The organism is Streptomyces sp. NPDC021012, assembly GCF_044333355.1.
Lineage (GTDB): Bacteria > Actinomycetota > Actinomycetes > Streptomycetales > Streptomycetaceae > Streptomyces.
Genome location: NZ_JBIRQU010000002.1, coordinates 245,494 through 268,644, shown reverse-complemented (window position 1 = coordinate 268,644; position 23,151 = coordinate 245,494). Strand labels below are relative to the sequence as shown.

General features: G+C 73.0%; 25 protein-coding genes and 1 riboswitch. Of the genes, 15 read left to right on the top strand and 10 right to left on the bottom strand.

The window, feature by feature from the left end; genetic code table 11:
- The first annotated feature begins 124 nt into the window (after positions 1–124).
- The gene (locus ACH4TP_RS06550; protein ID WP_389234153.1) at positions 125–490 is read left to right on the top strand and encodes a luciferase family protein; all 366 of its coding nucleotides are present in this window, start codon (positions 125–127) and stop codon (positions 488–490) included.
- 9 nt (positions 491–499) lie between these two features.
- On the opposite strand, the gene ACH4TP_RS06545 is transcribed toward ACH4TP_RS06550, so the two are convergent.
- On the bottom strand, positions 500–991 hold the full coding sequence (locus ACH4TP_RS06545) for a PaaI family thioesterase (protein ID WP_398179913.1): 492 nt from the start codon (positions 989–991) through the stop codon (positions 500–502).
- A 98-nt stretch (positions 992–1,089) separates the two neighbouring features.
- On the opposite strand from ACH4TP_RS06545, the gene ACH4TP_RS06540 reads away from it, so the two are divergent.
- Both ACH4TP_RS06540 and ACH4TP_RS06535 read left to right on the top strand, forming a co-directional pair.
- The gene (locus tag ACH4TP_RS06540) at positions 1,090–1,566 is read left to right on the top strand and encodes a winged helix-turn-helix transcriptional regulator (protein WP_398436107.1); all 477 of its coding nucleotides are present in this window, start codon (positions 1,090–1,092) and stop codon (positions 1,564–1,566) included.
- 79 nt (positions 1,567–1,645) lie between these two features.
- Positions 1,646–2,503: a YhjD/YihY/BrkB family envelope integrity protein gene (locus ACH4TP_RS06535; RefSeq protein ID WP_398436105.1), complete on the top strand. Its 858-nt coding sequence runs from the start codon at positions 1,646–1,648 to the stop codon at positions 2,501–2,503.
- Between the two features lie 3 nt (positions 2,504–2,506).
- Here the strand turns inward: ACH4TP_RS06535 and ACH4TP_RS06530 are convergent, their stop codons facing one another.
- Positions 2,507–3,367 carry an ABC transporter permease gene (locus tag ACH4TP_RS06530; protein WP_398436104.1) on the bottom strand — a complete coding sequence of 287 codons (861 nt, stop codon included), beginning with the start codon at positions 3,365–3,367 and terminating at the stop codon, positions 2,507–2,509.
- Positions 3,364–4,272 carry an ABC transporter ATP-binding protein gene (locus ACH4TP_RS06525; protein WP_398179925.1) on the bottom strand — a complete coding sequence of 303 codons (909 nt, stop codon included), beginning with the start codon at positions 4,270–4,272 and terminating at the stop codon, positions 3,364–3,366. Before ACH4TP_RS06525 ends, ACH4TP_RS06530 begins: the two co-directional genes overlap by 4 nt.
- Positions 4,273–4,406: 134 nt before the next feature.
- Here ACH4TP_RS06525 and ACH4TP_RS06520 point away from each other — a divergent pair, with 134 nt between their 5' ends.
- The 3 genes from ACH4TP_RS06520 (at position 4,407) to ACH4TP_RS06510 (ending at position 6,948) form a co-directional block, all read left to right on the top strand.
- On the top strand, positions 4,407–5,654 hold the full coding sequence (locus ACH4TP_RS06520; protein ID WP_398179928.1) for a sensor histidine kinase: 1,248 nt from the start codon (positions 4,407–4,409) through the stop codon (positions 5,652–5,654).
- Complete coding sequence (locus tag ACH4TP_RS06515) at positions 5,651–6,331, top strand: response regulator (protein ID WP_398436102.1); 681 nt, start codon at positions 5,651–5,653, stop codon at positions 6,329–6,331. Before ACH4TP_RS06520 ends, ACH4TP_RS06515 begins: the two co-directional genes overlap by 4 nt.
- A 113-nt stretch (positions 6,332–6,444) precedes the next feature.
- Positions 6,445–6,948 carry an NUDIX domain-containing protein gene (locus tag ACH4TP_RS06510; RefSeq protein ID WP_389234175.1) on the top strand — a complete coding sequence of 168 codons (504 nt, stop codon included), beginning with the start codon at positions 6,445–6,447 and terminating at the stop codon, positions 6,946–6,948.
- Between the two features lie 44 nt (positions 6,949–6,992).
- Here ACH4TP_RS06510 and ACH4TP_RS06505 read toward each other — a convergent pair whose 3' ends face one another.
- Complete coding sequence (locus ACH4TP_RS06505; RefSeq protein ID WP_389234178.1) at positions 6,993–7,517, bottom strand: hypothetical protein; 525 nt, start codon at positions 7,515–7,517, stop codon at positions 6,993–6,995.
- A 109-nt stretch (positions 7,518–7,626) separates the two neighbouring features.
- Between ACH4TP_RS06505 and ACH4TP_RS06500 the strand changes: the two genes are divergently transcribed.
- From ACH4TP_RS06500 to ACH4TP_RS06490, 3 genes are all read left to right on the top strand, one after another.
- Entirely contained in the window at positions 7,627–8,280 is a 654-nt protein-coding gene (locus ACH4TP_RS06500; RefSeq protein ID WP_398436100.1) for a DUF6629 family protein, read from the top strand.
- Between the two features lie 7 nt (positions 8,281–8,287).
- Positions 8,288–8,500 (top strand): hypothetical protein, encoded by a 213-nt coding sequence (locus tag ACH4TP_RS06495; protein WP_389234183.1) that lies wholly within the window; start codon positions 8,288–8,290, stop codon positions 8,498–8,500.
- Between the two features lie 125 nt (positions 8,501–8,625).
- Positions 8,626–9,120: a peptidylprolyl isomerase gene (locus tag ACH4TP_RS06490; protein WP_389234186.1), complete on the top strand. Its 495-nt coding sequence runs from the start codon at positions 8,626–8,628 to the stop codon at positions 9,118–9,120.
- 354 nt (positions 9,121–9,474) lie between these two features.
- Here ACH4TP_RS06490 and ACH4TP_RS06485 read toward each other — a convergent pair whose 3' ends face one another.
- Positions 9,475–9,723 (bottom strand): type B 50S ribosomal protein L31, encoded by a 249-nt coding sequence (locus ACH4TP_RS06485; protein ID WP_041133175.1) that lies wholly within the window; start codon positions 9,721–9,723, stop codon positions 9,475–9,477.
- A gap of 124 nt (positions 9,724–9,847) precedes the next feature.
- Complete coding sequence (locus tag ACH4TP_RS06480; protein ID WP_398436098.1) at positions 9,848–12,379, bottom strand: SpoIIE family protein phosphatase; 2,532 nt, start codon at positions 12,377–12,379, stop codon at positions 9,848–9,850.
- 188 nt (positions 12,380–12,567) lie between these two features.
- On the opposite strand from ACH4TP_RS06480, the gene ACH4TP_RS06475 reads away from it, so the two are divergent.
- The 3 genes from ACH4TP_RS06475 to ACH4TP_RS06465 all read left to right on the top strand — a co-directional run bounded on the left by ACH4TP_RS06475 (position 12,568) and on the right by ACH4TP_RS06465 (position 15,525).
- Positions 12,568–13,332 carry an alpha/beta fold hydrolase gene (locus ACH4TP_RS06475; RefSeq protein WP_389234192.1) on the top strand — a complete coding sequence of 255 codons (765 nt, stop codon included), beginning with the start codon at positions 12,568–12,570 and terminating at the stop codon, positions 13,330–13,332.
- Between the two features lie 149 nt (positions 13,333–13,481).
- Complete coding sequence (locus ACH4TP_RS06470; protein WP_398436096.1) at positions 13,482–14,075, top strand: hypothetical protein; 594 nt, start codon at positions 13,482–13,484, stop codon at positions 14,073–14,075.
- A gap of 145 nt (positions 14,076–14,220) precedes the next feature.
- Positions 14,221–15,525, top strand: a complete 1,305-nt coding sequence (locus ACH4TP_RS06465) for a phosphoribosyltransferase family protein (protein ID WP_398436094.1) — start codon at positions 14,221–14,223, stop codon at positions 15,523–15,525.
- On the opposite strand, the gene ACH4TP_RS06460 is transcribed toward ACH4TP_RS06465, so the two are convergent.
- Positions 15,509–16,390 (bottom strand): transglycosylase SLT domain-containing protein, encoded by an 882-nt coding sequence (locus ACH4TP_RS06460; protein ID WP_398436092.1) that lies wholly within the window; start codon positions 16,388–16,390, stop codon positions 15,509–15,511. The two genes, ACH4TP_RS06465 and ACH4TP_RS06460, sit on opposite strands and share 17 nt — an antisense overlap.
- A gap of 5 nt (positions 16,391–16,395) precedes the next feature.
- A riboswitch (cyclic di-AMP (ydaO/yuaA leader) is annotated at positions 16,396–16,579 on the bottom strand.
- A 353-nt stretch (positions 16,580–16,932) separates the two neighbouring features.
- Here ACH4TP_RS06460 and ACH4TP_RS06455 point away from each other — a divergent pair.
- The gene (locus ACH4TP_RS06455; protein ID WP_398179953.1) at positions 16,933–17,559 is read left to right on the top strand and encodes a hypothetical protein; all 627 of its coding nucleotides are present in this window, start codon (positions 16,933–16,935) and stop codon (positions 17,557–17,559) included.
- Positions 17,560–17,619: 60 nt separating this feature from the next.
- On the opposite strand, the gene ACH4TP_RS06450 is transcribed toward ACH4TP_RS06455, so the two are convergent.
- Complete coding sequence (locus ACH4TP_RS06450; protein ID WP_398179956.1) at positions 17,620–19,644, bottom strand: phosphocholine-specific phospholipase C; 2,025 nt, start codon at positions 19,642–19,644, stop codon at positions 17,620–17,622.
- Positions 19,645–19,813: 169 nt separating this feature from the next.
- Positions 19,814–20,620, bottom strand: coding sequence for a DeoR/GlpR family DNA-binding transcription regulator (locus tag ACH4TP_RS06445; protein ID WP_398436090.1), 807 nt, complete (start codon positions 20,618–20,620; stop codon positions 19,814–19,816).
- Between the two features lie 175 nt (positions 20,621–20,795).
- Here ACH4TP_RS06445 and ACH4TP_RS06440 point away from each other — a divergent pair, with 175 nt between their 5' ends.
- Both ACH4TP_RS06440 and ACH4TP_RS06435 read left to right on the top strand, forming a co-directional pair.
- Positions 20,796–21,719, top strand: coding sequence for an SIS domain-containing protein (locus tag ACH4TP_RS06440; RefSeq protein WP_398436088.1), 924 nt, complete (start codon positions 20,796–20,798; stop codon positions 21,717–21,719).
- Between the two features lie 39 nt (positions 21,720–21,758).
- Complete coding sequence (locus ACH4TP_RS06435) at positions 21,759–22,592, top strand: ketose-bisphosphate aldolase (RefSeq protein ID WP_389234216.1); 834 nt, start codon at positions 21,759–21,761, stop codon at positions 22,590–22,592.
- A 56-nt stretch (positions 22,593–22,648) separates the two neighbouring features.
- Here ACH4TP_RS06435 and ACH4TP_RS06430 read toward each other — a convergent pair whose 3' ends face one another.
- Positions 22,649–23,095 (bottom strand): nitroreductase family deazaflavin-dependent oxidoreductase, encoded by a 447-nt coding sequence (locus ACH4TP_RS06430; protein ID WP_389234219.1) that lies wholly within the window; start codon positions 23,093–23,095, stop codon positions 22,649–22,651.
- Positions 23,096–23,151: the final 56 nt, after the last annotated feature.

Below are 23,151 nucleotides of genomic sequence, written 5' to 3'. Positions count from 1 at the left end.
ATCCTCCCCACGCGCCGCCGTGACGCACGGTCACACCACCTCGTGGGCCGTCTGTTTCACGCCTCGGCGGGATTCTTGCGGCAGGACGCTTGTGCGCGGCCCCCGGGCCGGGCACGCTCCTCGTATGAACACGGCCAGGCATGCCAGTGAACGTCTGATGAGCTGGCCCTCGCTGACCCCTGGCCGCACCCATTGCGGCGACGGGCTCGGACTGGGCACCGGGACGCAGGAGATCGTCCACTTCCACGGCGAGCACGAGGCGGACGTCCATCTCACCCGGGCCATGATCGCGAAGCTGCGCCCGGCGCTCCTCGGGTCGAGCGCGGTCCGGCTGCGGGCCGGATCCGGCTGGGTGACGGTCCGTCTGGACATGGGCTCCGACATCGACCTGCTCGCCACCCTGGTGAGCGCCGCGCTCCAGGCCAACGGCGTCCCCGACGCCGTCCCGGACGGCTGCACCCGCATCCGTCCGGTCCCCGGCATCCGCTGAACCGGCCGCCTACGAAGGGGCCGGGAACAGCATGCACGTGCTGGTCGCGTGACCGAGGAGCCGGTCCTCCGCGTCGTACAGGCCCGCCTCGGCGAGCGCCGTGCGGCGCCCCCGCGACAGCACCGTGCCGACGGCGCGGATCCTGCCCGTGTCCATCGTGATCGGGCGCAGGAAGCGGGTCGACAGGTCGAGCGAGGTGTACGCCGTGCCCTGCGGGAGCGTCGAGTGCACCGCGCAGCCGACGGCCGAGTCGAGCAGCGTCGCGTACACGCCGCCGTGCACGCTCCCGATCGGGTTGTAGTGCTCCTCGCCCGGTTCGAGCGCGAACACCGCGCGCCCCGGCTCGACCTCCTCCAGGACGAATCCGAGCAGTGCGGCGATCGGCGGTCCGGGCAGCCGGCCCGCCACGATCTCCCGCAGGAAGTCGATGCCCGCCATGGACGCCGCGGCGCGCGCGGTGGCCCCGGCGTCCTCCCACTCGACCGTGCGTGACCGCCCCATCACCACTCCACTCCATCGACCGGCTGACTTTCTCCAGCGAAGCTAGCTTTCGCGTCAGCTGACTGTCAACGACAGAGCCAGGTAGCTACAGTGGGCGCATGAACTGGCTGGACACGGATACCGAGAACTGCCCGGTCGGTCGTGCCCTGGACGTCGTGGGCGAGAAATGGAGCCTGCTCATCCTGCGCGACGCCTTCAACGGCGTCCGCCGCTACGACGAGTTCCGCCGGCACCTCGGCCTCTCGGAGGCCGTCCTCGCCGACCGCCTCCGCAAGCTCGTCGCCGCCGGCGTCCTGCGCAGCGAGCCCTACCGGGAGCCCGGCGCCCGCACCCGCCACGAGTACCGCCTCACCCGCAAGGGCGTCGACCTCTGGCCCGTGCTCCTCGCCCTCAAGCAGTGGGGCGACACCCACGCAGCCGAGCCCGAGGGCCCCGTCCTCGACGTCCGGCATGCCGACTGCGGCGCCCCCGTCCGCGTCGTCGTCCAGTGCGAGGGCGAGGAGCGGGCCGTCCTCGCGCCCCGCGACGTCACCGCCCGCCCGGGCCCCGCCGCCCGCCCCCGCCGCACCGGCTGACGGTCCGTCACCCCCGCCGCCCACCCGTTCGGCCCCACCCCTGCGATGTCCGGGCGCCCGGCCGGGTACCTCACCAGGCATGCCCTCCACACCCGGTCCGCCGCGCGACGGTGCCCCCGCCGAACACGGCCACTGGTTCGCGCGGCTCCACGCCCGCGTCCTCGCCTCGTCCGTCGGTCTCGCCTGGAGCCGGGGCCGGGCCATGGAACTGATGCACCGCGCCATGGGCTTCGCGGCGCTCAGCCTGCTCACCCTCGTCCCGCTGCTCATCGTCGTCGCCGCGGCCGACCTCGCCAGCGGCCAGGGCTTCGCCCGCTGGCTGGTGCAGGGCCTCGGTGTCTCCGACGTCTCGCAGGAGCAGGTCGAGCACCTCTTCGGCCAGCCGGGACAGGCCCTGCAACGCACCACGGCCTTCGGCCTCGCCGCCCTCGCCGCCTTCGGCGTCACCTTCGGATCGGCCGTACAGACCGGTTACGAGCGGGTCTGGGACCTCCCCACCGCCCGCTGGCACACCATGTGGCGGCACGTCGTCTGGCTCGCCGTCCTCGTCGCGTCCCTGCTGCTCTTCGTCGCCTTCCCCGCGCCCGACAACGCCCCGGCGGGCGTCACCACCGTCGTCGCCCTCGGTGACGTCCTCGGCACCTTCGTCTTCTTCTGGTGGTCGCAGCGCTTCCTGCTCTGCGGCCGCATCCGCTGGCGCGCCCTCGCTCCCGGCGCCGTCCTCACCGCGCTCGGCCTCCTCGGGCTGCGGATCTTCTCGCAGCTGGTCTTCTCCCCGCTGATCGCCTCGAACGCGGTGACGTACGGACAGTTCGGCACCGTCCTCGTCCTCCAGTCCTGGCTCGTCGGCGTCGGCTTCGTCGTGTACGGAGGCGCCCTCGTCGGGCGCCTCGTCCACGAACACCTCGTCCGCCGCCGACTCCGGCGCTCCCCGTGACCCCTACTGGTCCCGGCGCCGCACCGCCAGCACCGTCACCACCGCCCCGCCCAGCGCCCACAGCGCGTACACCAGCCACGCGCCGCCCGCCGACCACGGGAACAGCTGCTCGGCGCGGGGTCCCGCGTCCGCGAGCCGCTGCCAGGCGTGCAGCGGCGTCGCGTGCGCGAGCACCGCCGACAGGTGACGCCGCTCGGTGAGCACCGCGGGCAGCAGCAGGAGCAGGACGAACGCGCCGACGATCGAGACCGCGCTCTTCCGCAGCAGCGCGCCTACCGCCATCCCGACCACCGCGCACACCGGCGCGAGGAGAGCCGAGGCCACGACGATGCGCAGAGCCCCCGGATGGGTGATCGGCAGCCCGATGCCCCGGGCCGACAGCACCGCCTGGGTCGACCAGAACGACCCGCCCGCGACCACCGCCCCGAACAGGACCTGCACCACCGTCAGGACGAGGACCTTCGCCGCCATGAGCGCGCCCCGGGCCGGCACCGCCGTGAACGTCGTACGGATCAGCCCGCTGCCGTACTCGCCGACCACGGCCACCACACCCATCGCGGCCGAGGAGAGGATCAGCACCAGCGCCGCGTTGTACGTGAAGGCGTCCCACAGCGCCATGCCGTTGGCGACGAACTCGGCCCGGCTCCCCTCGTCGTACTGGAGCCAGTAGCGGTAGTGGTCCCAAGCGGTGCCGACGTTGAACGCGACCACGGCGAGCGCCCCGAGCAGCAGCGACCAGCCCGTCGACCGCAGCGACCACAGCTTCAGCCACTCCGACCCCACCAGGTCGCGGAAACGGGCACGGGGCTCCACCACGGAGGCCACGGGAAGACCGGGAAGCCCGGGAAGATCGAGGGTCGTCATCGGGCGTCTCCTGCCAGGTACTCGACGCTGTCGGCGGTCAGTTCCATGAACGCCTCCTCCAGGGAGGCCGTACGGGTGGTCAGCTGGTCGAGCGGCACGCGGTGCTCAAGCGCCAGTTCGCCGATGCGGGCCGCCGGAAGACCGGTCACCGTCAGCACACCGGCCTCCTCCTCGACCTCCGCACCTTCCCGGAGCAGCAGCGCCGTCAGGCCGGCCCGGTCCGGCGTGCCGACCGTCACGCTCAGCCGTCTGCCCCGCGCCGCGAACTCGGACAGGGTCTCCGCCGCGATCAGCGCGCCCCGCCCGATGACCACCAGCTCGTCCGCCGTGTGCTCCATCTCCGTCATCAGATGACTCGACACGAAGACCGTGCGGCCCTCCGCGGCGAGCCGCCGGAACAGCCCCCGCACCCACTTCACGCCCTCCGGGTCGAGGCCGTTCAGCGGCTCGTCGAACAGCAGCACCGGCGGGTCGCCGAGCAGCGCGCCGGCGATGCCGAGCCGCTGCCTCATGCCCAGCGAGTACCCGCCGATCCGGCGCTTGGCCGCCCCCGCCAACCCGACCTCCTCCAGGACCTCGTCGACCCGGGAGAGCGGGATGCGGTTGCTGCGCGCCAGGACCGCCAGATGCGCCCGGGCGGTCCTGCCGCCGTGCACGTCCCCGGCGTCGAGGAGCGCGCCGACGTGCCGCAGTCCGCGCGGCCGGTCCGCGAACGGCCGGCCGTCGACCGTCACCGAACCGCTCGTCGGCGTGTGCAGGCCCAGGACCATCCGCAAGGTGGTGCTCTTGCCCGAGCCGTTGGGGCCGAGGAATCCGGTGACCCGGCCCGGCCGGACGGTGAAGGTGAGCGCGTCGACGGCGGTCGTGGCGCCGTAGCGCTTGGTGAGTTCCCTGACTTCGATCATGGGCACCACGGTGCCGCCCGGGCCCCGCACCGGGCATCGGACCAGCACGGACAATCGGCGGCGGCCCCTGTCACCCCAGGTCGTACACCCGCGGTCCGATGCCCGCGGCAGGGGCCGCCGTTTACGATCACCGCATGTCCGCCACCCCGTCAGCACGGTTCTTCAAGAGGGTCACACCCGGAGGGTGGGCCGTCGTCGCCTGGGGCGCGGGCATGGTCTTCACCGCCCTCCTCCGGATCCGCGTGCCCGGCCAGGATGCGCCGGAGGTCTTGCCCGGCTTCGTCATACTGCGCTGGGACGGCCTCCTCATGCTGGCCGTCGGCACTCTCCTCACCCTGCGCGGCAGCGCCCTCCTGGCCCGGCGCCCGACCGCCGCCTTCAACTACTTCCTCGTCGCCCCGGTCATCGCCTCCACCCCCCTCGGCGTCGACGCCATCCCCTTCGCCCAGTACCTCGCGGTCGACGTCGCTCTCTACGCCATCGCCGCTGCCCGCCCAAGCCGCGAAGCATGGCGGGCGCTCCTGCTCGCCCAGGGTCTGCTCGTCGTCTACCTGGGCGTCCGTGTGCTCGCCGGCTGGCCCGCCGGCACCACGGGCACCCTGGCCGTCGCCCTCACCGCCCTCGTGGCCTGGCTCCTCGGCCGCTCGGAAGGGCAGGCCCGGGAGTACGCGGAACGCAGCCGCACGCAGGCCGCCGAGCAGGCCGTCGCCGTCGAACGCCTCCGGATCGCCCGCGAGATGCACGACACCGTCGCCCACAGCATCGGCATCGTCGCCCTCCAGGCCGGCGCCGCCCGCCGGGTCATCGACACCCAGCCCGAAGGGGCCCGGCAGGCCCTCGCCGAGATCGAGACGGCGAGCCGCGAGACCCTCGCGGGCCTGCGCCGCATGGTCGGCGCCCTGCGCACGACGGACACGGAGCCGGAGGCGGAGCCCCTGCCCGGGGCGGAGCACCGGGGACTCCCCGAGATGCCCGGTCTCTCCGCCCTCGACCAGCTCGCCGAACTCACCGGCAACGCCGGCGTCCGGGTCGCCGTCCGCCGGATCGGAGCCCCGGGCCCGCTGCCCCCGGACATCGACCTCTCCGCCTTCCGGATCGTCCAGGAGTCCGTCACCAACGTCGTACGGCACTCGGGCGCCGACTCCTGCACGGTCACCGTCGACCGCCGCGACCCCGAGCACCTCGCCGTCACCGTCGAGGACCGAGGCCCCGTCCCCGGCCACGCGCGCGTGAGCACCGGTCCGGGCTCCGGATACGGACTGACCGGGATGCGGGAGCGCGTCGCCGTGCTGCACGGAGAGTTCACCGCGGGACCCCGCCCCGGCGGCGGCTTCCGCGTCACCGCCCGCCTTCCCCTGCCCACAGGAGTCATGCCCCGATGAGCCAGGCCACCGCCGAGCAGCCGGTCCGCGTCGTCCTCGCCGACGACCAGCCCCTGGTGCGCACCGCGCTCCGGATGGTCATCACCGACACCACGGACCTCGTCGTGGCCGGCGAGGCCGCGAACGGGGCCGAGGCCGTCCGTCTCGTCGAGGAGACCGGCGCCGACGTCGTCGTGATGGACCTGAGGATGCCCGGCACGGACGGCATCGAGGCCACCCGGATCATCACCGAGGGCCCCAGCGGCGCCCGCGTCGTCGTCCTCACCACCTTCGACGACGACGACCACGTGTACGGGGCGCTCCACGCGGGCGCGTCCGGATTCCTCGTCAAGGACATGGCCCTGGACGACATCCTCGCCGCCGTCCGCGTCGTCGCCTCCGGCGACGCCCTCATCGCGCCCAGCGTCACCCGGCGCCTCATCAAGGAGTTCACCGACCGCCCCAGGACCGCGCCCGCCGCACCGCCCCGCCGCGTCGAGGGGATCACCGACCGCGAGCGCGAGGTCCTCACCCTCGTCGGACGCGGCCTGTCCAACGCCGAGATCGCCGCCGAGCTCCACATCAGCATCGCCACCGCGAAGACCTACGTCACCCGGCTGCTCGCCAAGCTGGACGCCCGCGACCGCGTACAGCTCGTGATCATCGCGTACGAGACGGGCCTGGTCGCGACCCCCTGACCGCTCCGGCGGCGCTCACACGATCCGGTGATCCACTCGCGAGCCGCCGGACGGACCGCCCCGGACCGCTTGGATGGAGGAGACCCATCCGGTCCGTCGAGAGAGAGCCGCCCATGGCGAACACCTGGCTGCCGCCCGCCGAGTACGTCGACACCCTGCCGAGAGCGACGGCGTACGCCTGCCTCTACTTCACCGACACCGCCGGCCGCCCCTTCCAGCTCCGGGCCACCTACAGGACCGAGCTGTGGCAGTGGCCCGGCGGCAACATGGACCCGGGGGAGACCCCCTGGGAGACCGCCGTGCGCGAGTGCCGCGAGGAGACCGGGCTCGTCTTCACCGGCGAGCCGCGCCTCCTCGCCACCCACTTCGTCACCGACCGGGGCGAGGACTGGCCGGCCAACCACATCGGCTTCATCTTCGACGGCGGCGAGCTGACGGACGAGCAGATCGCCGCCGTCGTCCTCGACCCGGAGGAGCACAGCGAGTACCGCCTGCGCACCCTGGACGAGTGGGAACGGGAGATGCACCCGCGCGAGTTCGCCCGCCTCGCCGAGATCGACCGGGCACGGAGGACCGGGTCGACCGTGTACGTGGAGACCGGCGCCACCGGAGCGTGACGGTGGGGCCCGTCCGCCGGGACGGGCCCCACCCGGGAGTGCGCTCAGCCCCCGCAGCCCACCATCGGGTGGGCGATGTCGACGACGAACCGCTCCGGCGAGTGCAGCTGGAAGGTCTTGTACGCGGGCTTGTGGTCGAAGGCGGCTCCGATGGTGACCACGCCCTCGAAGTCGCCGGTCAGCGCGACCCCCTTGAGCGCGGGCAGATTGATCTTCACGAGCCGGGGGCCGTGATAGACGGACCGGCCGGCGTCGTCGTGGGCGGCGGCGGGGGAGAGCTTGATCTCCAGGAAGAACCTGCCCGCCAGCGGGACCCTCTTCCCCGATCCGTCGTAGTGCAGGGAACGGACCTGATGGACGGTGACCGGGGGCATCTTCCCCCGGACGTCGATCACGAGCCGGTCGAAGGTGGCGTGGCCGCCCCAGCGGGTGTTGACGACCAGGGCCGTGGCCGGGGTCGAGGTGCTCCGGGTGGGGGCGTTGGCCGCGCCTGCCGGGACCGTGGCGCCGATCCCGGCGGTCAGCAGGATGCCCGCGGCGACGGCCGCGAGGGTGTGACGGTGATGCATGACGTCCCCCAATTTCTGCTGTTCCGGGGACAGTGGTGTCACTGGCAGAGACAACCACCACAACCATACGGTTCCCACCGATATGAGGGATATGGGGTAAAAGTTCCCCATGTGCTGGAGCGCGACCGCCGACCTCTGGGCGGGCCTGGGAATCGGCGCCGTCGGCGCGGCCTCCCTCGCCTCCGTACGCCGCCCCGGGGACGCGCCGCTCGCCGCCCTGCCCCTGCTCCTCGGCGCCCACCAGGTCGTGGAGGCCGCCGTCTGGCACGCCGGGGGCGGCACCGGGCCCGCCACCCTCGCCTGGGCCGTGATCGCCCTCCCCCTGCTGCCCCTCTGGGTGCCCCTCGGCGTCCTGGCCGCCGCCCGCCCCGCCGACCGGCCGCGCCTGTCCGTGCCGCTCGCCACGGGCCTGGCGACCGCCGCCGTCCTCGCGCACCGCCTCGCCACCCGCCCCGTCTCGGCCGAGATCCGCGGCCACACCCTCGGCTACGCCGTCGACCTGCCGTACGCGCCGCTGGTGCTCGCCGGATACCTGCTCGCCACCGTCGGCGCCCTGCTCCTCGCCCGCGACCGGCTCCTGCGGGTGCTCGGGCTCCTGACCGGTCTCGGAGCCGGCGTCTGCGCCCTCCTGTGGCGCACGGAGTTCGTCTCCACCTGGTGCGCCCTCGCGGCGGCCGCCTCGCTGCTGCTGCTCGCCTGGGTCCGCGGGCGTCCGAAGCCGGATCCGGGCCCGACCGTAACCCCACGGCCTCTCAGTAGTTGACCAGGGCATGAAGAAGCGCAGCATGCTCGCCATCGCCTCCCTCGCCGCAGGCGTCGTCACCGCCATCGTCACGCCGCCGCCGCAGGCCAACGCCACCGAGAACCCCCTCGCCGGCACCACGGGGCTCCTCCAGGAGGACCAGACCTCGACCGTCCTCCACGAGACCGTCCAGGGCGCCGAGGGCGCCCTCCAGAACCAGCAGGGCGGCGGGCTGCTCTGACCCCCCGTCCCAGGTGGGGGCCGGTGCCCCGCGTTCCCCGGCGGAACGCGGGGCACCGGCACGCCGTGACCCGGTAGGAGGCGGCCCGTGCGCGTGCCGTGCGCGACTAATGACAGGATGTCCCCATGAGCGACAACGTTTACTTCGACATCACCATCAACGACGAGCCCGCGGGCCGCATCGTCTTCAAGCTGTTCGACGAGACCGTCCCGAAGACGGCCACGAACTTCCGCGAGCTCGCGACCGGCGTGCACGGCTTCGGCTACGCCGGTTCCTCGTTCCACCGCGTCATCCCGGCCTTCATGCTGCAGGGCGGCGACTTCACCCGGGGCAACGGCACCGGCGGCAAGAGCATCTACGGCGAGAAGTTCGAGGACGAGAACTTCAAGCTGAAGCACGACCGCCCGTTCCTGCTCTCGATGGCCAACGCCGGCAAGAACACCAACGGCTCGCAGTTCTTCATCACCACGATCGTCACCGACTGGCTCGACGGCAAGCACGTCGTCTTCGGCGAGGTCGTCGAGGGCCAGGACCTGGTCAAGAAGATCGAGGGCCTGGGCTCCGCCTCCGGCGCCACCAAGGCGAAGATCACGATCGCCGAGTCCGGCATCGTGAAGTAAGGCACCTGATCGCCTCAGCGATCCGAGCGAGGGCCCGGTGTCCTCGCTCGCCCGGCCGGGGCGGGGAGCGCGGTCCCTCGGACCCGCGCCCCCGCCTCCGCCGTGTGCTCCCGCGGGCGGCCGTGCGCCCCCTCAGATTCCGCTCCACCCACGCCGAGAACGGCCGGGGCGCCCGCCCGAGCACCCGCTCCACGTCGGCGCTCACCGGCAGCGCCACATCGGCGAACGGCGCCGTGACGGTACCTCACACCGGCGGGCAGGCCCTCGGCCGGACGGCGGCTCACCGCCGTGACCTCATCCTGGAAGGCGGGCCGACCCCTCCTGTCCGGTTTCAGGAGCCGGTGCTCCCGGGGGTCACTCCTCCTCGCCGAAGCGCCGCTGGAACTTGGCGATCCGGCCCTCGGAGTCCACGGTCCGCGCCGTGCCCGTGTAGAACGGGTGGCTCTCGGAGGAGATCTCGACGTCGATCACGGGATACGTGTTGCCGTCGTCCCACTCGATGGTCCGGTCGCTGGTCGCGGTGGACCGGGTCAGGAACGCGTACCCCGCGGAGCGGTCACGGAACACCACGGGGCCGTACTCGGGCTGCTTGTCCTTCTGCACGTGTCCTCCTCGGGCTGCCGCCCTGACTCGTCCGGCCGCCTGATCGGCACGGCACCACCCAGCCTCCCCGCGCCCCCGACCCCCGACCAGCGCCACGCACCCGACCGGGTGACACCCGGACTGCTCAGCCGGCGTCCGCCCAGCGTGCCGCCAGCAGCAGCGCGATGTCGTCCGGCCGGGACGTGGCGGCCCGGGCCTCCCGGATCAGCCGGTCGGCGGTCTCCGCGAGCGGCAGCGATCCCGTCGCGGCGAAAGCGTGGCTCAGCCGCCCGATCCCCTCGTCGATGTCACGGCCCGGCCGCTCCACCAGGCCGTCAGTGAACAGCGCCAGGACGGCACCGGGCTCCAGCCGCAGCCGCGTCAGCGGGTACGAGGCACGGGCGTCGACCCCCAGGACCATGCCGCCCGCCAGGTCCACCTGCCGCGTCGTCCCGTCCGGCATCCGCACCAGCGGCTGCGGATGCCCCGCCCGCACCGCCCGCGCCTCGCCCGTCTCCGGGTCCAGCAGGACGTAGCAGCAGCTCGCGAACTGCCCCGGGTCCAGGTCGATCAGGAGCCGGTTGGTGCCCCGCATCACGTCCTGCGGACGGTGGCCCCCCAGCGCGAACGCCCGGACGGCGCTGCGCAGCTGCCCCATGGTGGCCGCGGCCGCCACGCCGTGCCCCTGCACGTCACCGATCACCAGGGCGAGCCGCCCCCGGTCCGTCTCGATCACGTCGTACCAGTCGCCGCCCACGTCCATGCCCTGCGTGCCCGGCAGATAGCGGCCCACCGTCTCCACCCCCTCCCGCACCGGCAGCCGGTGCGGGAGCAGCGCGTCCTGGAGCCCCCGCGCGACCGCCGACTCCGTGTCGTACCGCTGTGCCCGCTCCAGGGCCTGCGCGATCAGCCCCGCGAGCGCCGTGAGGACGGTCCGCTCCTCCGGGCTGAAGCCGCGCGGCTCGTCGAAGCCGAGGATGCAGGAGCCCACCGGCCGCCCCGAGGCGATCAGGGGCAGGAAGGCCCGCGCGCCCGAGTGCGCGTCCACCGGGAGGTCGGGATACGCCCGGCTCAGCTGCTCCATGGACTCGAAGAAGAGCGGCCTGCCGGTCGTCAGGGTCTCCACGCCCGGCACCCGGGTGTCCAGGGCCACCCCGTCGAAGGGTTCGAGGAAGCCCGGCGGGAAACCCGTCTCCCAGGCCAGGTAGAGGCGCCGGTCGCTCAGCAGGTAGATCGCCAGCTGCCGCCCGCCGAACGCCGGCAGCAGCTCCTCCGTCACCACCGCCGACACCTGGCGCGCCGTCACCGCCTCGGAGAGCGCGATCGCCAGGGCCACCGGCCGGTACAGGGTCGCCGCCCGGTCGTCGGGCGCGGACAGGACGTCGTCGGTCCTGCGGGTGTGCACCGGATCCGGTGCGACCCGCGCCGGATCCTCCTCCGGGACCAGCACCATCGTCACCCCGTCCCGGCCCGGGTGGAGCGAGACCGACAGCCACCGGCCCCGCTCCGGCCGGGCCAGGAAGCGCACCGGCTCGCCGGAGAGGAGGGCGGCGCGCAGCTGCTCCTCGTGGAAGGGCTGGCCGAACCAGGGCAGCGCCTCCCACAGCGGCCGGCCCGCCAGCGCCCCGCGGGGCCGGCCCAGCAGGCTCTCGGTGCGTTCGTTGACGTACGTGACGCGGCCGAGCCGGTCGATCGCCAGGATGGCCCGCGGCAGCCGGTCCGTGGCGTCCGAGCCGACCAGACCCGTGCCGAGGTCCACGAGGGTGCCCTCCAGCCGCCCGCCGCCCGGGGGACCGGTCCCCGGCGCGGTCCGCCGGGCCCGCGCGGACACTTCGAGGAGGTGCAGGCCGCCGTCCGGGCCCTTCAGGCGGATCCTGCGGACCGACGGCCTCCCGTCCGTCCCCGTCGCCTGCCGGGCCGCCGCCCACAGCGCGTACCCGTCCTCGGGGTCGAGGAGGGAGGTCAGCTTCTCGATCGAGCAGGGCGAGGCGATGCCCGTACCGAGGATGGCGAGGAGTCCCTCGTCCAGCGTGACCGTGCCCGTGTCCAGGTCCCAGACGAAGGAACCGAACCGGACCGGTGGCCCCGAACCGGTGGGCAGCTGCATGCACACCGGGTCGCCGGGCCACTCGACCTCCGTCCCCTGCCGGACCAGGTCCGCGAGGGCCTCGCCGAGGCGGAGCCCGCCCCGCGTCATCCGGTTCCGGTCCCGGGCGTCCACCGGCACCCCCGGGGTCGGCGCCCGCAGGGCCACGAGCACGCCGAAGCGCTCACGGCCGGCGACCACCGGCGCGTACAGCGAGGCGAACGGGAAGGGGAGGCTCGCCACCAGCTGCGGGAACCGCCGCATGGCCTCCTCGACGTCGGCGAGGTGGACGGACTGCCCCGAGCGGTGCACCTCCGCGACGGGGAACGGCCGGTTCGCATGCATCCGCCACCACGGACGGAACAACGACCCCGGGAGCCCCACCAGGACCGCCATCCTCAACAGCCCCGGGGTACCGGAACGCAGGTACACCCCGCCCGCGTACCCGCCGACCTCCTCCACCACCGCGAGCGCCGCCTCCGCCAGGGCCCATGTCAGCGCGCCGGAAGGAGGCCCGTCGTCGGATCCGTTCCCGGACGGAAGCCCGTTGCCGCCCGCCGGGCCGGGGCCGGACGCGCCGTACGAGGTCACACAGCCAGCATGCGCCCGAGGCGAAAGCCGCCGCATCCCGGGCCGGACACGCCCGGCGGGGCGCGCGCTCGACACGCTTCCGCGCGCCCCACTGGACGGTGTTGACCCCACGCGCCCGCGCCGTCACACTCGGTCGTCGACCGCCGCCACCGGCGCGCGGCGGCACGACCTCGCGAGCAGGGGGCACGATGACGGGCCAGGTTCTTCCGTACGACGTTCACGGCGAGGGTCCCGGGAGGGCCCTCGTCCTCCACAACTGGTTCGGCGACCGCACCAGCTTCGCCCCGCTGCGCGCCCATCTGGACGGCGCCGTCGGCACGTACGCCTTCGTCGACTGCCGGGGCTACGGCGAAGCCCTCGACCACGCGGGCGCCTACACGATGGAAGAGGTCGCGGCCGACGCCCTCGCGGTCGCCGACGACCTCGGCTGGGACGAGTTCTCCGTCATCGGCCACTCGATGGGCGGCAAGGCGGCCCAGCTGATGCTCCTCGACGCCCCGGACCGGGTCCGCTCGATCATCGGCGTCTCGCCGGTCTCCGCGGCCGGCTTCCCGCTCGACGGGGAGACCTGGGAGCTCTTCGCCGGAGCCGCCGACGAACCGGCCAACCGGCGCGCGATCATCGACAACACCACGGGCGGACGCTACGACGACGCGTGGCTGAGCGCGCTCGTCGAGCGTTCCGTCACCCGTTCCTCCGCGACGGCCTTCCGCGCCTACCTGGACTCCTGGTCCCGCACCGACTTCCACGAGCGCGTCCGCGACAACCCCATCCCCGTGCTGCTCGTCGTCGGCGCCCACGACCCCGCGCTCGGCGCCGAGGCGATGGAGGCCACCTGGCTGCGCTGGTACCCCAACGCACGCCTCGAAGTCCTCAAGGACGCCGGTCACTACCCTCCCGAGGAGACCCCGCAGGCCCTCGCCGAGGCCATCGAGGCCTTCCTCGGCGCCTGAGAGGCCCCCGCCCCGGGTCTCATCCGAAGGTCGTCGGAACCGACGACTTTCGAGGACAGCGGCGGGGCCCCTCGGCAGTGGATCATCGTGCTCACGACCTCAAGGGGCGGTCTTCCCCGGACCGTCCACGACCGGCAGGAGCACGACCGATGGGCCTCGCACAGTCTCAGCACCGCTTTCTCGTCCGGCAGAAGGTGACGCTGATGGCCAACCGGTACCTGGTGCACACCATCGGCCCGGACGGCAAGGAGGACGAACTCGTCGCCTTCGCCCACCAGAAGAGGATGGCGCTCAAGGAGCACGTCACCTTCTACACGGACGAGTCCAAGCGCCAGGTCCTCTTCACCTTCAAGGCCCGCCAGGTCATCGACCTCGGCGCGACGTACGACGTGCTCGGCGCCAACGGCGCCCGACTGGGCGCCTTCCGGAAGGACTTCGGCGCGTCCCTGCTGCGCAGCACCTGGCACCTGAACCGGGAGGGCGAGCAGCGGGAGGCCACCGGACAGGAGCGGAACGAACTGGTGGCGCTGCTGCGGCGCGCCTGGGAGTTCCTGCCCCTGGACCTCGTTCCGTTCGTCGTGCCGTACCACTTCGACTTCACCGAGGGAGGGCGCTCCGTCATGTCGGTGGACAAGCTCTTCGGGATCCGGGACCGGTACGTGCTCGACATAGCCGACCCGGAGCTCGACCGGCGGCTCGCGATAGCCCAGACCGTGGCCCTCGACGCCCTGCAGTCCCGCTGACCCGGCCTCCGCGCTCCCGGACCACCCGCCCGACCGGGCCCCCCCGCCGACCGACCCGCCGCGTCTACCCTGGAGAGACGGGCGGGGAACGGGACACGGCGTTCCTCCCCGCGCCCGAGCCGCGTGGACGGAAGGGCGGCGGACCATGTTCTTCAGCGACCGCAGTGACGCGGGGCGGCAGCTCGCCGCCCGGCTCGACCGCCTCAAGGGCCATGACGTCGTGGTCCTGGGGCTCCCACGGGGTGGCGTGCCGGTGGCGGCTGAGGTCGCCGACGCCCTCGACGCGCCGCTCGACATCTGTCTCGTGCGGAAGCTGGGCGTGCCCCATCAGCCGGAGCTGGCGATGGGGGCGCTCGGGGAGGGCGGCGTGCGGGTGCTCAACGAGCGGGTGCTCCGGGAGGCCCGTGTGAGCGAGCGCGACCTCGCCGCCGTGGAGGAGAGGGAGCACGCCGAGCTCGACCACCGGGCCCAGCGCTACCGGGGCAGCCGGACCCCCGTTCCCCTGGAAGGGCGGACGGTCGTCGTGGTCGACGACGGGCTGGCCACGGGCGCCACGGCACTGGCGGCCTGCCGGGTGGTGCGGGCCCGGGGCGCGGCACGGATCGTCCTCGCGGTCCCGGTGGCGCCGAAGGGCTGGACGGCCCGCCTCGGCGGCGAGGCCGACGAGACCGTCAGCGTGCACACGCCGGAACTCTTCTTCGCGATCGGGCAGTTCTACCGGGACTTCTCACAGACCCCGGACGCCGAGGTCATCGACTGCCTGGACCGCAACAGGGCCGCGCGGGACCCCGTCGTGCAGGACACGGACGTGCGGATCCCGGTCGTCGGCGTCACCCTCGGCGGGCGGCTCGCGGTGCCCGAGGACGCACACGGGATCGTCCTGTTCGCGCACGGCAGCGGCAGCAGCCGCCACAGCCCGCGGAACCGGGCGGTCGCCGCGGCGCTCAACCGGGCGGGCCTGGGGACGCTGCTCTTCGACCTGCTGACCGAGGTGGAGGCGACCGACCGGGCCCATGTCTTCGACACCCCGCTGCTGGCCGGGCGGCTCGCCGGGGCCACGGAGTGGCTGGCCGGGCGGCCCGGGAGCAGGGGGCTCCCGCTCGGGTACTTCGGCGCGAGCACGGGCGCGGCCGCCGCGCTGTGGGCGGCGGGCGATCCCGCGTCCCCGGTGAGCGCCGTCGTCTCGCGCGGCGGTCGGCCGGACCTCGCGGCCGAGCGCCTGGCCCAGGTGCGCGCCCCGACGCTCCTGGTGGTGGGCGGCGCGGACGCGCTGGTCCTGGACCTCAACCGGCGGGCCCTGGCGCTGCTGCGCTGCGAGAACCGGCTCTCGGTCGTGGGCGGCGCCGGTCACCTCTTCGAGGAGCCGGGCGCCCTGGAGGAGGTGGCGGACCTCGCCACCTCCTGGTTCGCCGAGCACTTCCGGCGTGCGGGGATCAGTACGCCGAGTTGACGTTGTCGATGGAGCCGTAGCGGTCGGCCGCGTAGTTGCAGGCGGCGGTGATGTTGGCGACCGGGTCGAACAGGTCCAGGGACGTGCCGGGCACGTGGTAGGCGAGGAAGGTCGGCTCGATGACCTGGAGGAGGCCCTTCGAGGGGGTGCCGGCGGCGGCGTTGGAGTCCCAGAGGTTGATGGCCTGGGGGTTGCCGGAGGACTCGCGCATGACGTTGCGGTAGATGCCGTCGTAGGACCCGGGGATGCCCTGCTGGCCCATGATGGCCAGCGACTCGCGGATCCAGCCGTCGAGGTTGTCGGCGTAGTTCGTGGCGGCGATCGAGGCCGCCTGGACGGCGGCGGGAGCGGCGGCGGCCGGAGCGGCGGCCGCGGCGGAGGCGCCCGTCCCGGTGGCGACGGCGGGGGTGGCCGACCGGTGCTCCGAGCGGCTCGCCCGCTCGGTCGTGGCGGACTTCTCCGCCCGCGCGGGGGCGGCCTTCGCGGAATCCCGACGAATCGTCAGTTCGAGACCGGGATGAATGAGTGACGGGTTGTCACCTACGGCGCTCTTGTTCGCGCGGTAAAGGCTCTTCCAGCCACCCTGAATTCCCTTCTTGCGGGCGATCAGGGAAAGCGAGTCACCGCTCACGACGGTGTACGTGTGGGCCGCGGTCGGGGCGGCGGGCGCCTTGACCACGATCGGCGCGGCGGGCGCGGCGACCGACTGGGCGGCACTCGCCGGGGCCCCGGCCACGGGCGCGGCACCGGCGACGGCCGGGGCGATCAGCGGCAGGGTGAGTGCGGCGCCACCCGTGCCGACCAGGGCGAGGCCGCGGGAGACGCGGCCGGAACGGGGGCGACGGTGCTTACCGTGAGCAGGCATGACGGGTTTCCTCTCCGGCGCCTGCGAGGTGAGCTGTCGGGTTCGGACGGGAGATGTCCGGCCGCGCGCACGCGGCTTCACCCCGAGCCGTTCCGGATTCCGGACCGGCGTATTCGTGGGTCCCCCGCTCCTGCCGTCGGGTGAAAGGGAGGTTTACCGAGCGGCGGCAGGATTGGGCGTTCCGCTCGAATGGAGGTGACCGTAGGCCAGTAATGCGACGGATAACAAGACGGGTGGACCCCGGGAATCGGGAAATGGATCACGGAATTCGGCGAATTCAAGATCGATGCCGCATCGGGGATGTCGAACTTCCTTGTGCGGTATGGGTCGGGAGGAGGCGTCTCCGGGGTTCCGGTCCGAGTGAGTGAGTCGCGTCACGCGGAGAGTAATGTCCGAATATGGGCTTTAATTCCGCGGTGGGTAAGTGAGGGGGAAATACCCGTGATGGGGTGTCCGGGCGAGGTAACTCCCAGGGCGGGTCAAAAGTCGCAAAACCGACATTTGTCTTGAAGGATGGAGACAGTCGACCCAGGAGACACCCCATGCCCCCCTCCACCTCCCTGCTCAGCCCCGACAGCCTCGACCGCGAGGCGGCCGCCCTCTTCGAGAGCGCCGTCTGGCAGCGGATCGTCACGGACTGGACCGCCCCCGCGGTGCCGGGGCCGACGGCCCCCGAGGAGTCGCCGCCGGCGGAGGAGGGCTGGCGGGGACTGCTCAGCGTGCCGGTGGACCGGCTCGTGGCCGACGCGCTCGCCGCCCTGCCGCCGGAGCTCCCCGCCGAGCGCCGCATCCCGGGGCGGCTCGGAGCCGTACTGCCCGACCGGCTGCACACCTGGCGCCGCATCGGGCAGGCCGACCTGCGCCCCTCGGTCCACCTCGGCTACGCCCGCCTGGTGCTGACGGAGTGGGGCTGGCAGAACGCCCCGTACAAGCTGCGTGACACCCGTGGCGCCCGGTGTGTCTGCGGCGCCCTCCTCGCCGCCCACCGCCTCGGCTACGGCAGCGCGGACACCATGAACGAGGCGGCCGCGTGGATCATGACCGAGCTCCGGTCGAGGGGGTGGCGGGAACTGATCGGGCCGTGGAACCGGGCCCCCGGCCGTACGGCCGCCGACGCGGTGGCCCTCCTCGACGCCACGGTCCGCCGCGCCGCGCACGCCGGCCGCTGACGCCGTGCGCACAGCCGGGCAGCGACCGGAAGGCCGCCGCCCGGCTGTGCGGGGGAGTGGTCAGCCGCTGACGCTCGGGGCTCCGGTCTCGATGTGGCCGGTGTACCGGCGCGACCAGGTGCCGTCGATGTCGGCGAGGATCGTGAAGTCGTACCAGCCGCCGTTGTACGCCACCGCGTTGAAGAAGTCCTCGCGGCTGGAGTTCGCCGGCACCGTGTAGGTCCACGGGCCGTCCGAGCGGTAGGCGTTCGAGCGGATCGTGAAGGTGACCGGACCGGAGGAGGTGTTGGTCATCTTGAACCAGACGGCCGTCTTGCCCGTCCCGCTCTCCGGCGCGAACCGGGCGGCCACCTCGACGGCCTTGCCCGCCTTGGAGGCGTCCCCGATGAAGCGGCGCAGGAAGCGGTTCGGGCCCATCATCGAGATGTCGTACTTCCCGGACCCCGAGCCGAGGCCGATGTTGAAGTAGTCCGTGGCCGTGGTGCCGGGGTCGACGGTGTACTGCCAGGCGGCCGTGTCCCGGTACTGGTGCGGGTGGATCGAGAAGTGTGCCGACCGCTTGGCCTCCGAGCCCTGGTTCGTCATCGAGAACCAGGCCAGGATCTTGCCCGCGGCGCCGAACTCGAAGCGGTCGAGGTTGCCGTTCACCTGGTACGGCAGGGCGCGCGCAGGACGGGTGCCGGGCTCCTGCGCGGGCAGCGCGTTGTTCTGGGGCGCCGGGTTCGGCAGCGGGCCGCAGGTGGCCTGCCCGATCACCTTCGCCGTCGAGGGAAGGCCGGCGGGCACTCCGTACACCGGGTTGGCGAAGTCGAAGACCCCGGTCAGGTCGCCCGTCACCTTCCGCCGCCAGTCGCTGATGTTGGGGCAGGTCGCCGGGGTGCCGAGCGCCGCCGTCCAGGTCTCCATGAAGCGCAGCACCGAGGTGTGGTCGAAGACCTCGGAGCTCACCCAGCCGCCCCGGGTCCACGGGGACATGACAAGCATGGGGACGCGGAAGCCCAGGCCGATCGGCACGCCGTCGATGTACTCGCCCGCAGTGCCCGGAGGGGCGACCGGCGGCGGCACGTGGTCGAAGAAGCCGTCGTTCTCGTCGTAGTTGAGGAACAGCACCGTGGAGTCGAACACCTCGGCGTTCGCGGCCAGCGCGCGGTAGACCAGGTCGACGAAGTGGGCGCCGTCCCCCGGAGGGGCGTACGGGTGCTCGGAGAAGGCCTCGTTCGCCACCACCCACGACACCTGCGGCAGGGTGCCCGCGACGACGTCGGCGCGGATCGCCGCGGCGATGTCGTCCGGCGTCGAGCCGGTCACCTTCGGGACCGAGCCCATGCCCCGGTCGTACAGCGGGTCCCCGGGCTTCGCGTCGGTGAACTTCTTGAAGTACGCGAGGCCGTTGTCGCCGTAGTTGTCCTGGGCGTTCTGGTAGACCTTCCAGCTCACCCCGGCGCGCTGGAGGGCCTCGGCGTACGACTCCCAGGTGAGGCCCGACTCGTCGCCCCCGTCCTTGCTGGAGCCGTCGACCTTCCCGCTCCACAGGAAGGTGCGGTTGGGGCCCGTGGCGCTCAGCGTCGAGCAGAAGTACGCGTCGCAGATCGTGTAGTTGTCGGCGAGTGCGTAGTGGAACGGGATGTCGCCGCGGTCGAGGTGGCCGAGCGAGCGGGTGTTGCCCACGCCCGTGACCCAGTTGTCGAGGCGCCCCTTGTTCCAGGCGGCGTGCTGCGAGGTCCAGCTGTGCGGCAGGTCGCCGTTGCACTGCGCGAGGGTCTCGCCGTCGACGCCGCCGGCGGCCGGGGTGTCGCTGAGCTTCCAGGGGTACTGGCGGCCGCCCCAGTTGGGCTGGTTGAACATGCCCCAGCCGCCGGGGATGTTGCCGGCGGCGCGGTCGCCGAAGCCCCGCACGCCCTTCAGGGTGCCGAAGTAGTGGTCGAAGCTGCGGTTCTCCTGCATGAGGATGACCACGTGCTTCACGTCGGTGAGGGTGCCGGTCGCCGCGCTCGTGGCGGCGGACGCCTGGACCGGCGGCAGCGCGGCCCCCGCCATGAGCCCCGCGCCGATCCCGACGAATCCCCTGCGGCTGATGGGAATCATGCCCCGCCTCTCCTGTCACGGTGTGCCCCAGCGGCACGTCGGAGACATGATGGGGGAGGGGAGCGTAAAGGTATACGTCCGTGCGGTAATTACTGCATGAACACACAGAGGACCCGAGATACCGAGCCCTAGATTGGTCCGTATTCAGACCAATGGGTCGGGTCGTGGGTCAGACGGTGAGGACCTTCACCCCGGCTTCGGTGAGCTGCTCGACCGTCTCCGGGGCGATGCCGGTGTCGGTCACGAGCAGGTCGATCCGGTCCAGACCGCAGATCCGCGCGAACGCCCTGCGGCCCATCTTCGAGGAGTCGGTCACCACGACGACCCGGCTCGCCCGCTCCGCGAAGAGCCGGCTGATGCTCGCCTCGTCCTCCTGGTGCGCCATCACGCCGAGCTCGGGGTCGACCCCGTCGACGCCGAGCACCACCACGTCGAGCACCACCTCGTTGAGCACCCCGACCGTCAGCGGGCCCACCAGCTCGTAGGTCTGGGGCCGGGCGACCCCGCCCGTGGTGACGATCTTGATCTGCGGACGCACCGCCAGCTCGCCCGCGATGTTCAGCGCGTTGGTGACCACCGTCAGCGCGGGGCCGGTCGGCACCGACGTCCCCGGGGCCTCGGCGCGACCGCTCGCGAACCGCAGCGCGAGCGCCCGCGCGACCTCCGTCGTCGTCGTGCCCCCGTTGAGCCCGACGACCTCGCCGGGCGCGACCAGATCCGCCACCGCCTCCGCGATCCGCCGCTTCTCCGGTGCGTGCCGCGTCGACTTGTACCGCAGGGGCAGCTCGTACGAGACGCCGTGCGCGACCGCCCCGCCCCGCGTCCGTACGAGCAGCTGCTGCTCGGCGAGCTCGTCCAGGTCCCGGCGGATCGTGGCGGCGGAGACGTCGAGCGCGGTCGCCGCCTCCTCGACCTCCAGCTTCCCCGAGGCCGCGAGCAGCTCCAGAAGCGTGTTCCACCGCTCGTGCTTGGACATGGGTCCCTCCCTCCGGCGGGGCCGTTCCCACATGGCCGCCCCGCTCGTGCGCGCGTCCGATTCTAGCCGCCACGGGCCGTGAGATCTGGAAAGGAGATGCACTTTTCTGCTTGAATGAGCGCGTCTTCAAGCATCTTCCATCATCATCGCGCATTCTTCTTGCAAGGAGATCGGCATGACCACCACCCGCACCGCCGTGGAGATCGCCTCCCAGCCGGCGACCTGGCGCCAGGCGGCCCGCACCCTGTCCCAGCACGTCGCGGCCCTGCCCCGACGCGGCGAGCGGGTCGCGGTGATCGGCTGCGGCACCTCCTGGTTCATGGCCCTGGCCTACGCGGAGCTGCGCGAGTCCGGCGGCCACGGCGAGACCGACGCCTTCGCGGCCTCCGAGTTCCCCTACGGCCGCCACTACGACCGGGTCGTGGCCATCACCCGCTCCGGCACCACCAGCGAGGTCCTCGCCGTCCTGTCCCGGCTGCGCGGCACGGTCCCCACCGGCGCGATCACCGCGGACCCCACGACCCCGGTGATGGACCTCGCCGACGAGGTCGCCGTCCTCGACTTCGCCGACGAGGAGTCCGTCGTCCAGACCCGCTTCGCGACCACCGTGCTCGCCCTCTTCCGCGCCCACCTGGAGTCCGAGGAAGCCCTCCCCGAGGGCCTCGGCACCGTCGAGGACGCCGCACGCGACGCCGAGCAGGCCGTCACCTCCCCGCTCGACGAGAGCGTGCGCACGGCCGAGCAGTTCACCTTCCTCGGCACCGGCTGGACCTACGGACTCGCCCTGGAGGCGGGCCTGAAGATGCGCGAGGCGGCCGGCGCCTGGACCGAGGCGTACCCGGCGATGGAGTACCGCCACGGCCCCATCAGCATCACCGGTCCCGGCCGCGTGACCTGGGGCTTCGGCGCCCTGCCCGCAGGGCTCGCGGACGAGGTGCGCAAGGTCGGCGGCACCCTCGTCGAGAGCGACCTCGACCCGCTCGCCGACCTCGTCCGCGCCCAGCGGCTCGCCGTCGCCGTCGCCGAGGCACAGGGGCTCAACCCGGACACCCCCCGGAACCTGACCCGCTCCGTCGTCCTCTCCGACGTCCATGCCTGACCGCCGCCCCGCCCGCGCCCACCACCCGGGAGAAGCACCATGCCGCTGACGCCCACCGACGAGATCGTCCGCCGCGCCCGCGCCGCGGGCACCGGGGTGGGGGCGTTCAACGTCCTCCAGCTCGAACACGCCCAGGCCATCGTGGCCGGCGCCGAGAACGCCGACCGGCCGGTCGTCCTCCAGATCAGCGAGAACACCGTCCGCTACCACGGCGCCCTGGAACCGGTCGCGCTCGCCTCCCTGGCCGTCGCCCGCGCCGCCAAGACGCCCGTCGCCGTCCACCTCGACCACGCCGAGAACCCCGACCTCGTCCGCGAGGCCGTCGCCCTCGGCCTGGGCTCGGTCATGTTCGACGCCTCGAAGCTCCCCTACGCGGAGAACGTCGCCGCGACCCGCGAGGTCGTGGAGCACTGCCACCGCCACGGCGTCTGGGTCGAGGCCGAACTCGGCGAGGTCGGCGGCAAGGGCGGCGCCCACACCCCGGGCGTGCGCACGGACCCCGAGGAGGCCCGCGCCTACGTCGCCGCCACCGGCGTCGACGCCCTCGCGGTCGCGGTCGGCAGCTCGCACCAGATGACCACCCGGGACGCCGTCCTCGACCTCGACCTGATCGCCCGGCTGCGCGCGGCGGTGGACGTCCCGCTCGTCCTGCACGGCTCCTCGGGCGTCTCCGACCCGCACCTCGCCGAGGCGGTCACGGCGGGCATGACCAAGGTGAACGTCTCCACCCACCTGAACAAGGCCTTCACCGAGGCCGTCCGGGCCCACCTCTCCGAACACCCCACCACGGTCGACCCGCGCCACTACCTGACCCCGGCCCGCGCGGCCGTGGCCCGCGAGGTCGCCCACCTCCTGGCGGTCCTGACCCCGTGACCCCGGTCGGCCGGGCCTCCTGAAGCGCGGTCAGGAGGCCCAGTACGGAGTGTGTCCTACAGGTCCTGGACGATCGGTTCGGCGACGAACAGCGGGATCTCGCGGTCGGTCCCGCGCTGGTAGTCGGCGTAGTCCGGGAACGCGGCGACGGCCCGCTCCCACCACGCCCGGCGCTCCTCGCCGGTCACCAGACGGGTCTTCATGTCCCACGCGCGCGTGCCGTCGCGCAGTTCGACCAGGGGCGCGGCGATCAGGTTGTGGTACCAGACGGGGTGCTTGGCCGAGCCGCCGTTGGACGCGACGAGCGCGTACGCGCCCTCGTGCTCGACCCGCATCAGCGGGGTCTTGCGGAGCTTGCCGCTCCTGGCGCCGAGGTTGGTGACCAGGACGACGGGGAGGCCCCGCATCGTCGTTCCCTCGGTGCCGCCGGACGACTCGTACAGCTCGACCTGCTCGCGCACCCACGCCGTCGTGCTGGGCTCGTACTCGCCTTCGAGGGGCATGGAATGGGCCTCCTTCGGGATGGCGGCCGGTGTCGCCGGCCTGCTCGCCCCGACGC

Excerpts from the sequence above, each read along its gene's own strand:
- ACH4TP_RS06535 (WP_398436105.1), top strand. The coding sequence starts at position 1,646 with ATGCCCTCCACACCCGGTCCGCCGCGCGACGGTGCCCCCGCCGAACAC.
- ACH4TP_RS06470 (WP_398436096.1), top strand. The coding sequence starts at position 13,482 with ATGGGCCTCGCACAGTCTCAGCACCGCTTTCTCGTCCGGCAGAAGGTG.
- ACH4TP_RS06450 (WP_398179956.1), bottom strand. The coding sequence starts at position 19,644 with ATGATTCCCATCAGCCGCAGGGGATTCGTCGGGATCGGCGCGGGGCTC.
- ACH4TP_RS06540 (WP_398436107.1), top strand. The coding sequence starts at position 1,090 with ATGAACTGGCTGGACACGGATACCGAGAACTGCCCGGTCGGTCGTGCC.
- ACH4TP_RS06530 (WP_398436104.1), bottom strand. The coding sequence starts at position 3,367 with ATGACGACCCTCGATCTTCCCGGGCTTCCCGGTCTTCCCGTGGCCTCC.
- ACH4TP_RS06460 (WP_398436092.1), bottom strand. The coding sequence starts at position 16,390 with ATGCCTGCTCACGGTAAGCACCGTCGCCCCCGTTCCGGCCGCGTCTCC.
- ACH4TP_RS06445 (WP_398436090.1), bottom strand. The coding sequence starts at position 20,620 with ATGTCCAAGCACGAGCGGTGGAACACGCTTCTGGAGCTGCTCGCGGCC.
- ACH4TP_RS06465 (WP_398436094.1), top strand. The coding sequence starts at position 14,221 with ATGTTCTTCAGCGACCGCAGTGACGCGGGGCGGCAGCTCGCCGCCCGG.
- ACH4TP_RS06510 (WP_389234175.1), top strand. The coding sequence starts at position 6,445 with ATGGCGAACACCTGGCTGCCGCCCGCCGAGTACGTCGACACCCTGCCG.
- ACH4TP_RS06520 (WP_398179928.1), top strand. The coding sequence starts at position 4,407 with ATGTCCGCCACCCCGTCAGCACGGTTCTTCAAGAGGGTCACACCCGGA.
- ACH4TP_RS06495 (WP_389234183.1), top strand. The coding sequence starts at position 8,288 with ATGAAGAAGCGCAGCATGCTCGCCATCGCCTCCCTCGCCGCAGGCGTC.
- ACH4TP_RS06545 (WP_398179913.1), bottom strand. The coding sequence starts at position 991 with ATGGGGCGGTCACGCACGGTCGAGTGGGAGGACGCCGGGGCCACCGCG.
- ACH4TP_RS06475 (WP_389234192.1), top strand. The coding sequence starts at position 12,568 with ATGACGGGCCAGGTTCTTCCGTACGACGTTCACGGCGAGGGTCCCGGG.
- ACH4TP_RS06435 (WP_389234216.1), top strand. The coding sequence starts at position 21,759 with ATGCCGCTGACGCCCACCGACGAGATCGTCCGCCGCGCCCGCGCCGCG.
- ACH4TP_RS06525 (WP_398179925.1), bottom strand. The coding sequence starts at position 4,272 with ATGATCGAAGTCAGGGAACTCACCAAGCGCTACGGCGCCACGACCGCC.
- ACH4TP_RS06440 (WP_398436088.1), top strand. The coding sequence starts at position 20,796 with ATGACCACCACCCGCACCGCCGTGGAGATCGCCTCCCAGCCGGCGACC.
- ACH4TP_RS06490 (WP_389234186.1), top strand. The coding sequence starts at position 8,626 with ATGAGCGACAACGTTTACTTCGACATCACCATCAACGACGAGCCCGCG.
- ACH4TP_RS06430 (WP_389234219.1), bottom strand. The coding sequence starts at position 23,095 with ATGCCCCTCGAAGGCGAGTACGAGCCCAGCACGACGGCGTGGGTGCGC.
- ACH4TP_RS06550 (WP_389234153.1), top strand. The coding sequence starts at position 125 with ATGAACACGGCCAGGCATGCCAGTGAACGTCTGATGAGCTGGCCCTCG.
- ACH4TP_RS06505 (WP_389234178.1), bottom strand. The coding sequence starts at position 7,517 with ATGCATCACCGTCACACCCTCGCGGCCGTCGCCGCGGGCATCCTGCTG.
- ACH4TP_RS06515 (WP_398436102.1), top strand. The coding sequence starts at position 5,651 with ATGAGCCAGGCCACCGCCGAGCAGCCGGTCCGCGTCGTCCTCGCCGAC.
- ACH4TP_RS06500 (WP_398436100.1), top strand. The coding sequence starts at position 7,627 with ATGTGCTGGAGCGCGACCGCCGACCTCTGGGCGGGCCTGGGAATCGGC.
- ACH4TP_RS06455 (WP_398179953.1), top strand. The coding sequence starts at position 16,933 with ATGCCCCCCTCCACCTCCCTGCTCAGCCCCGACAGCCTCGACCGCGAG.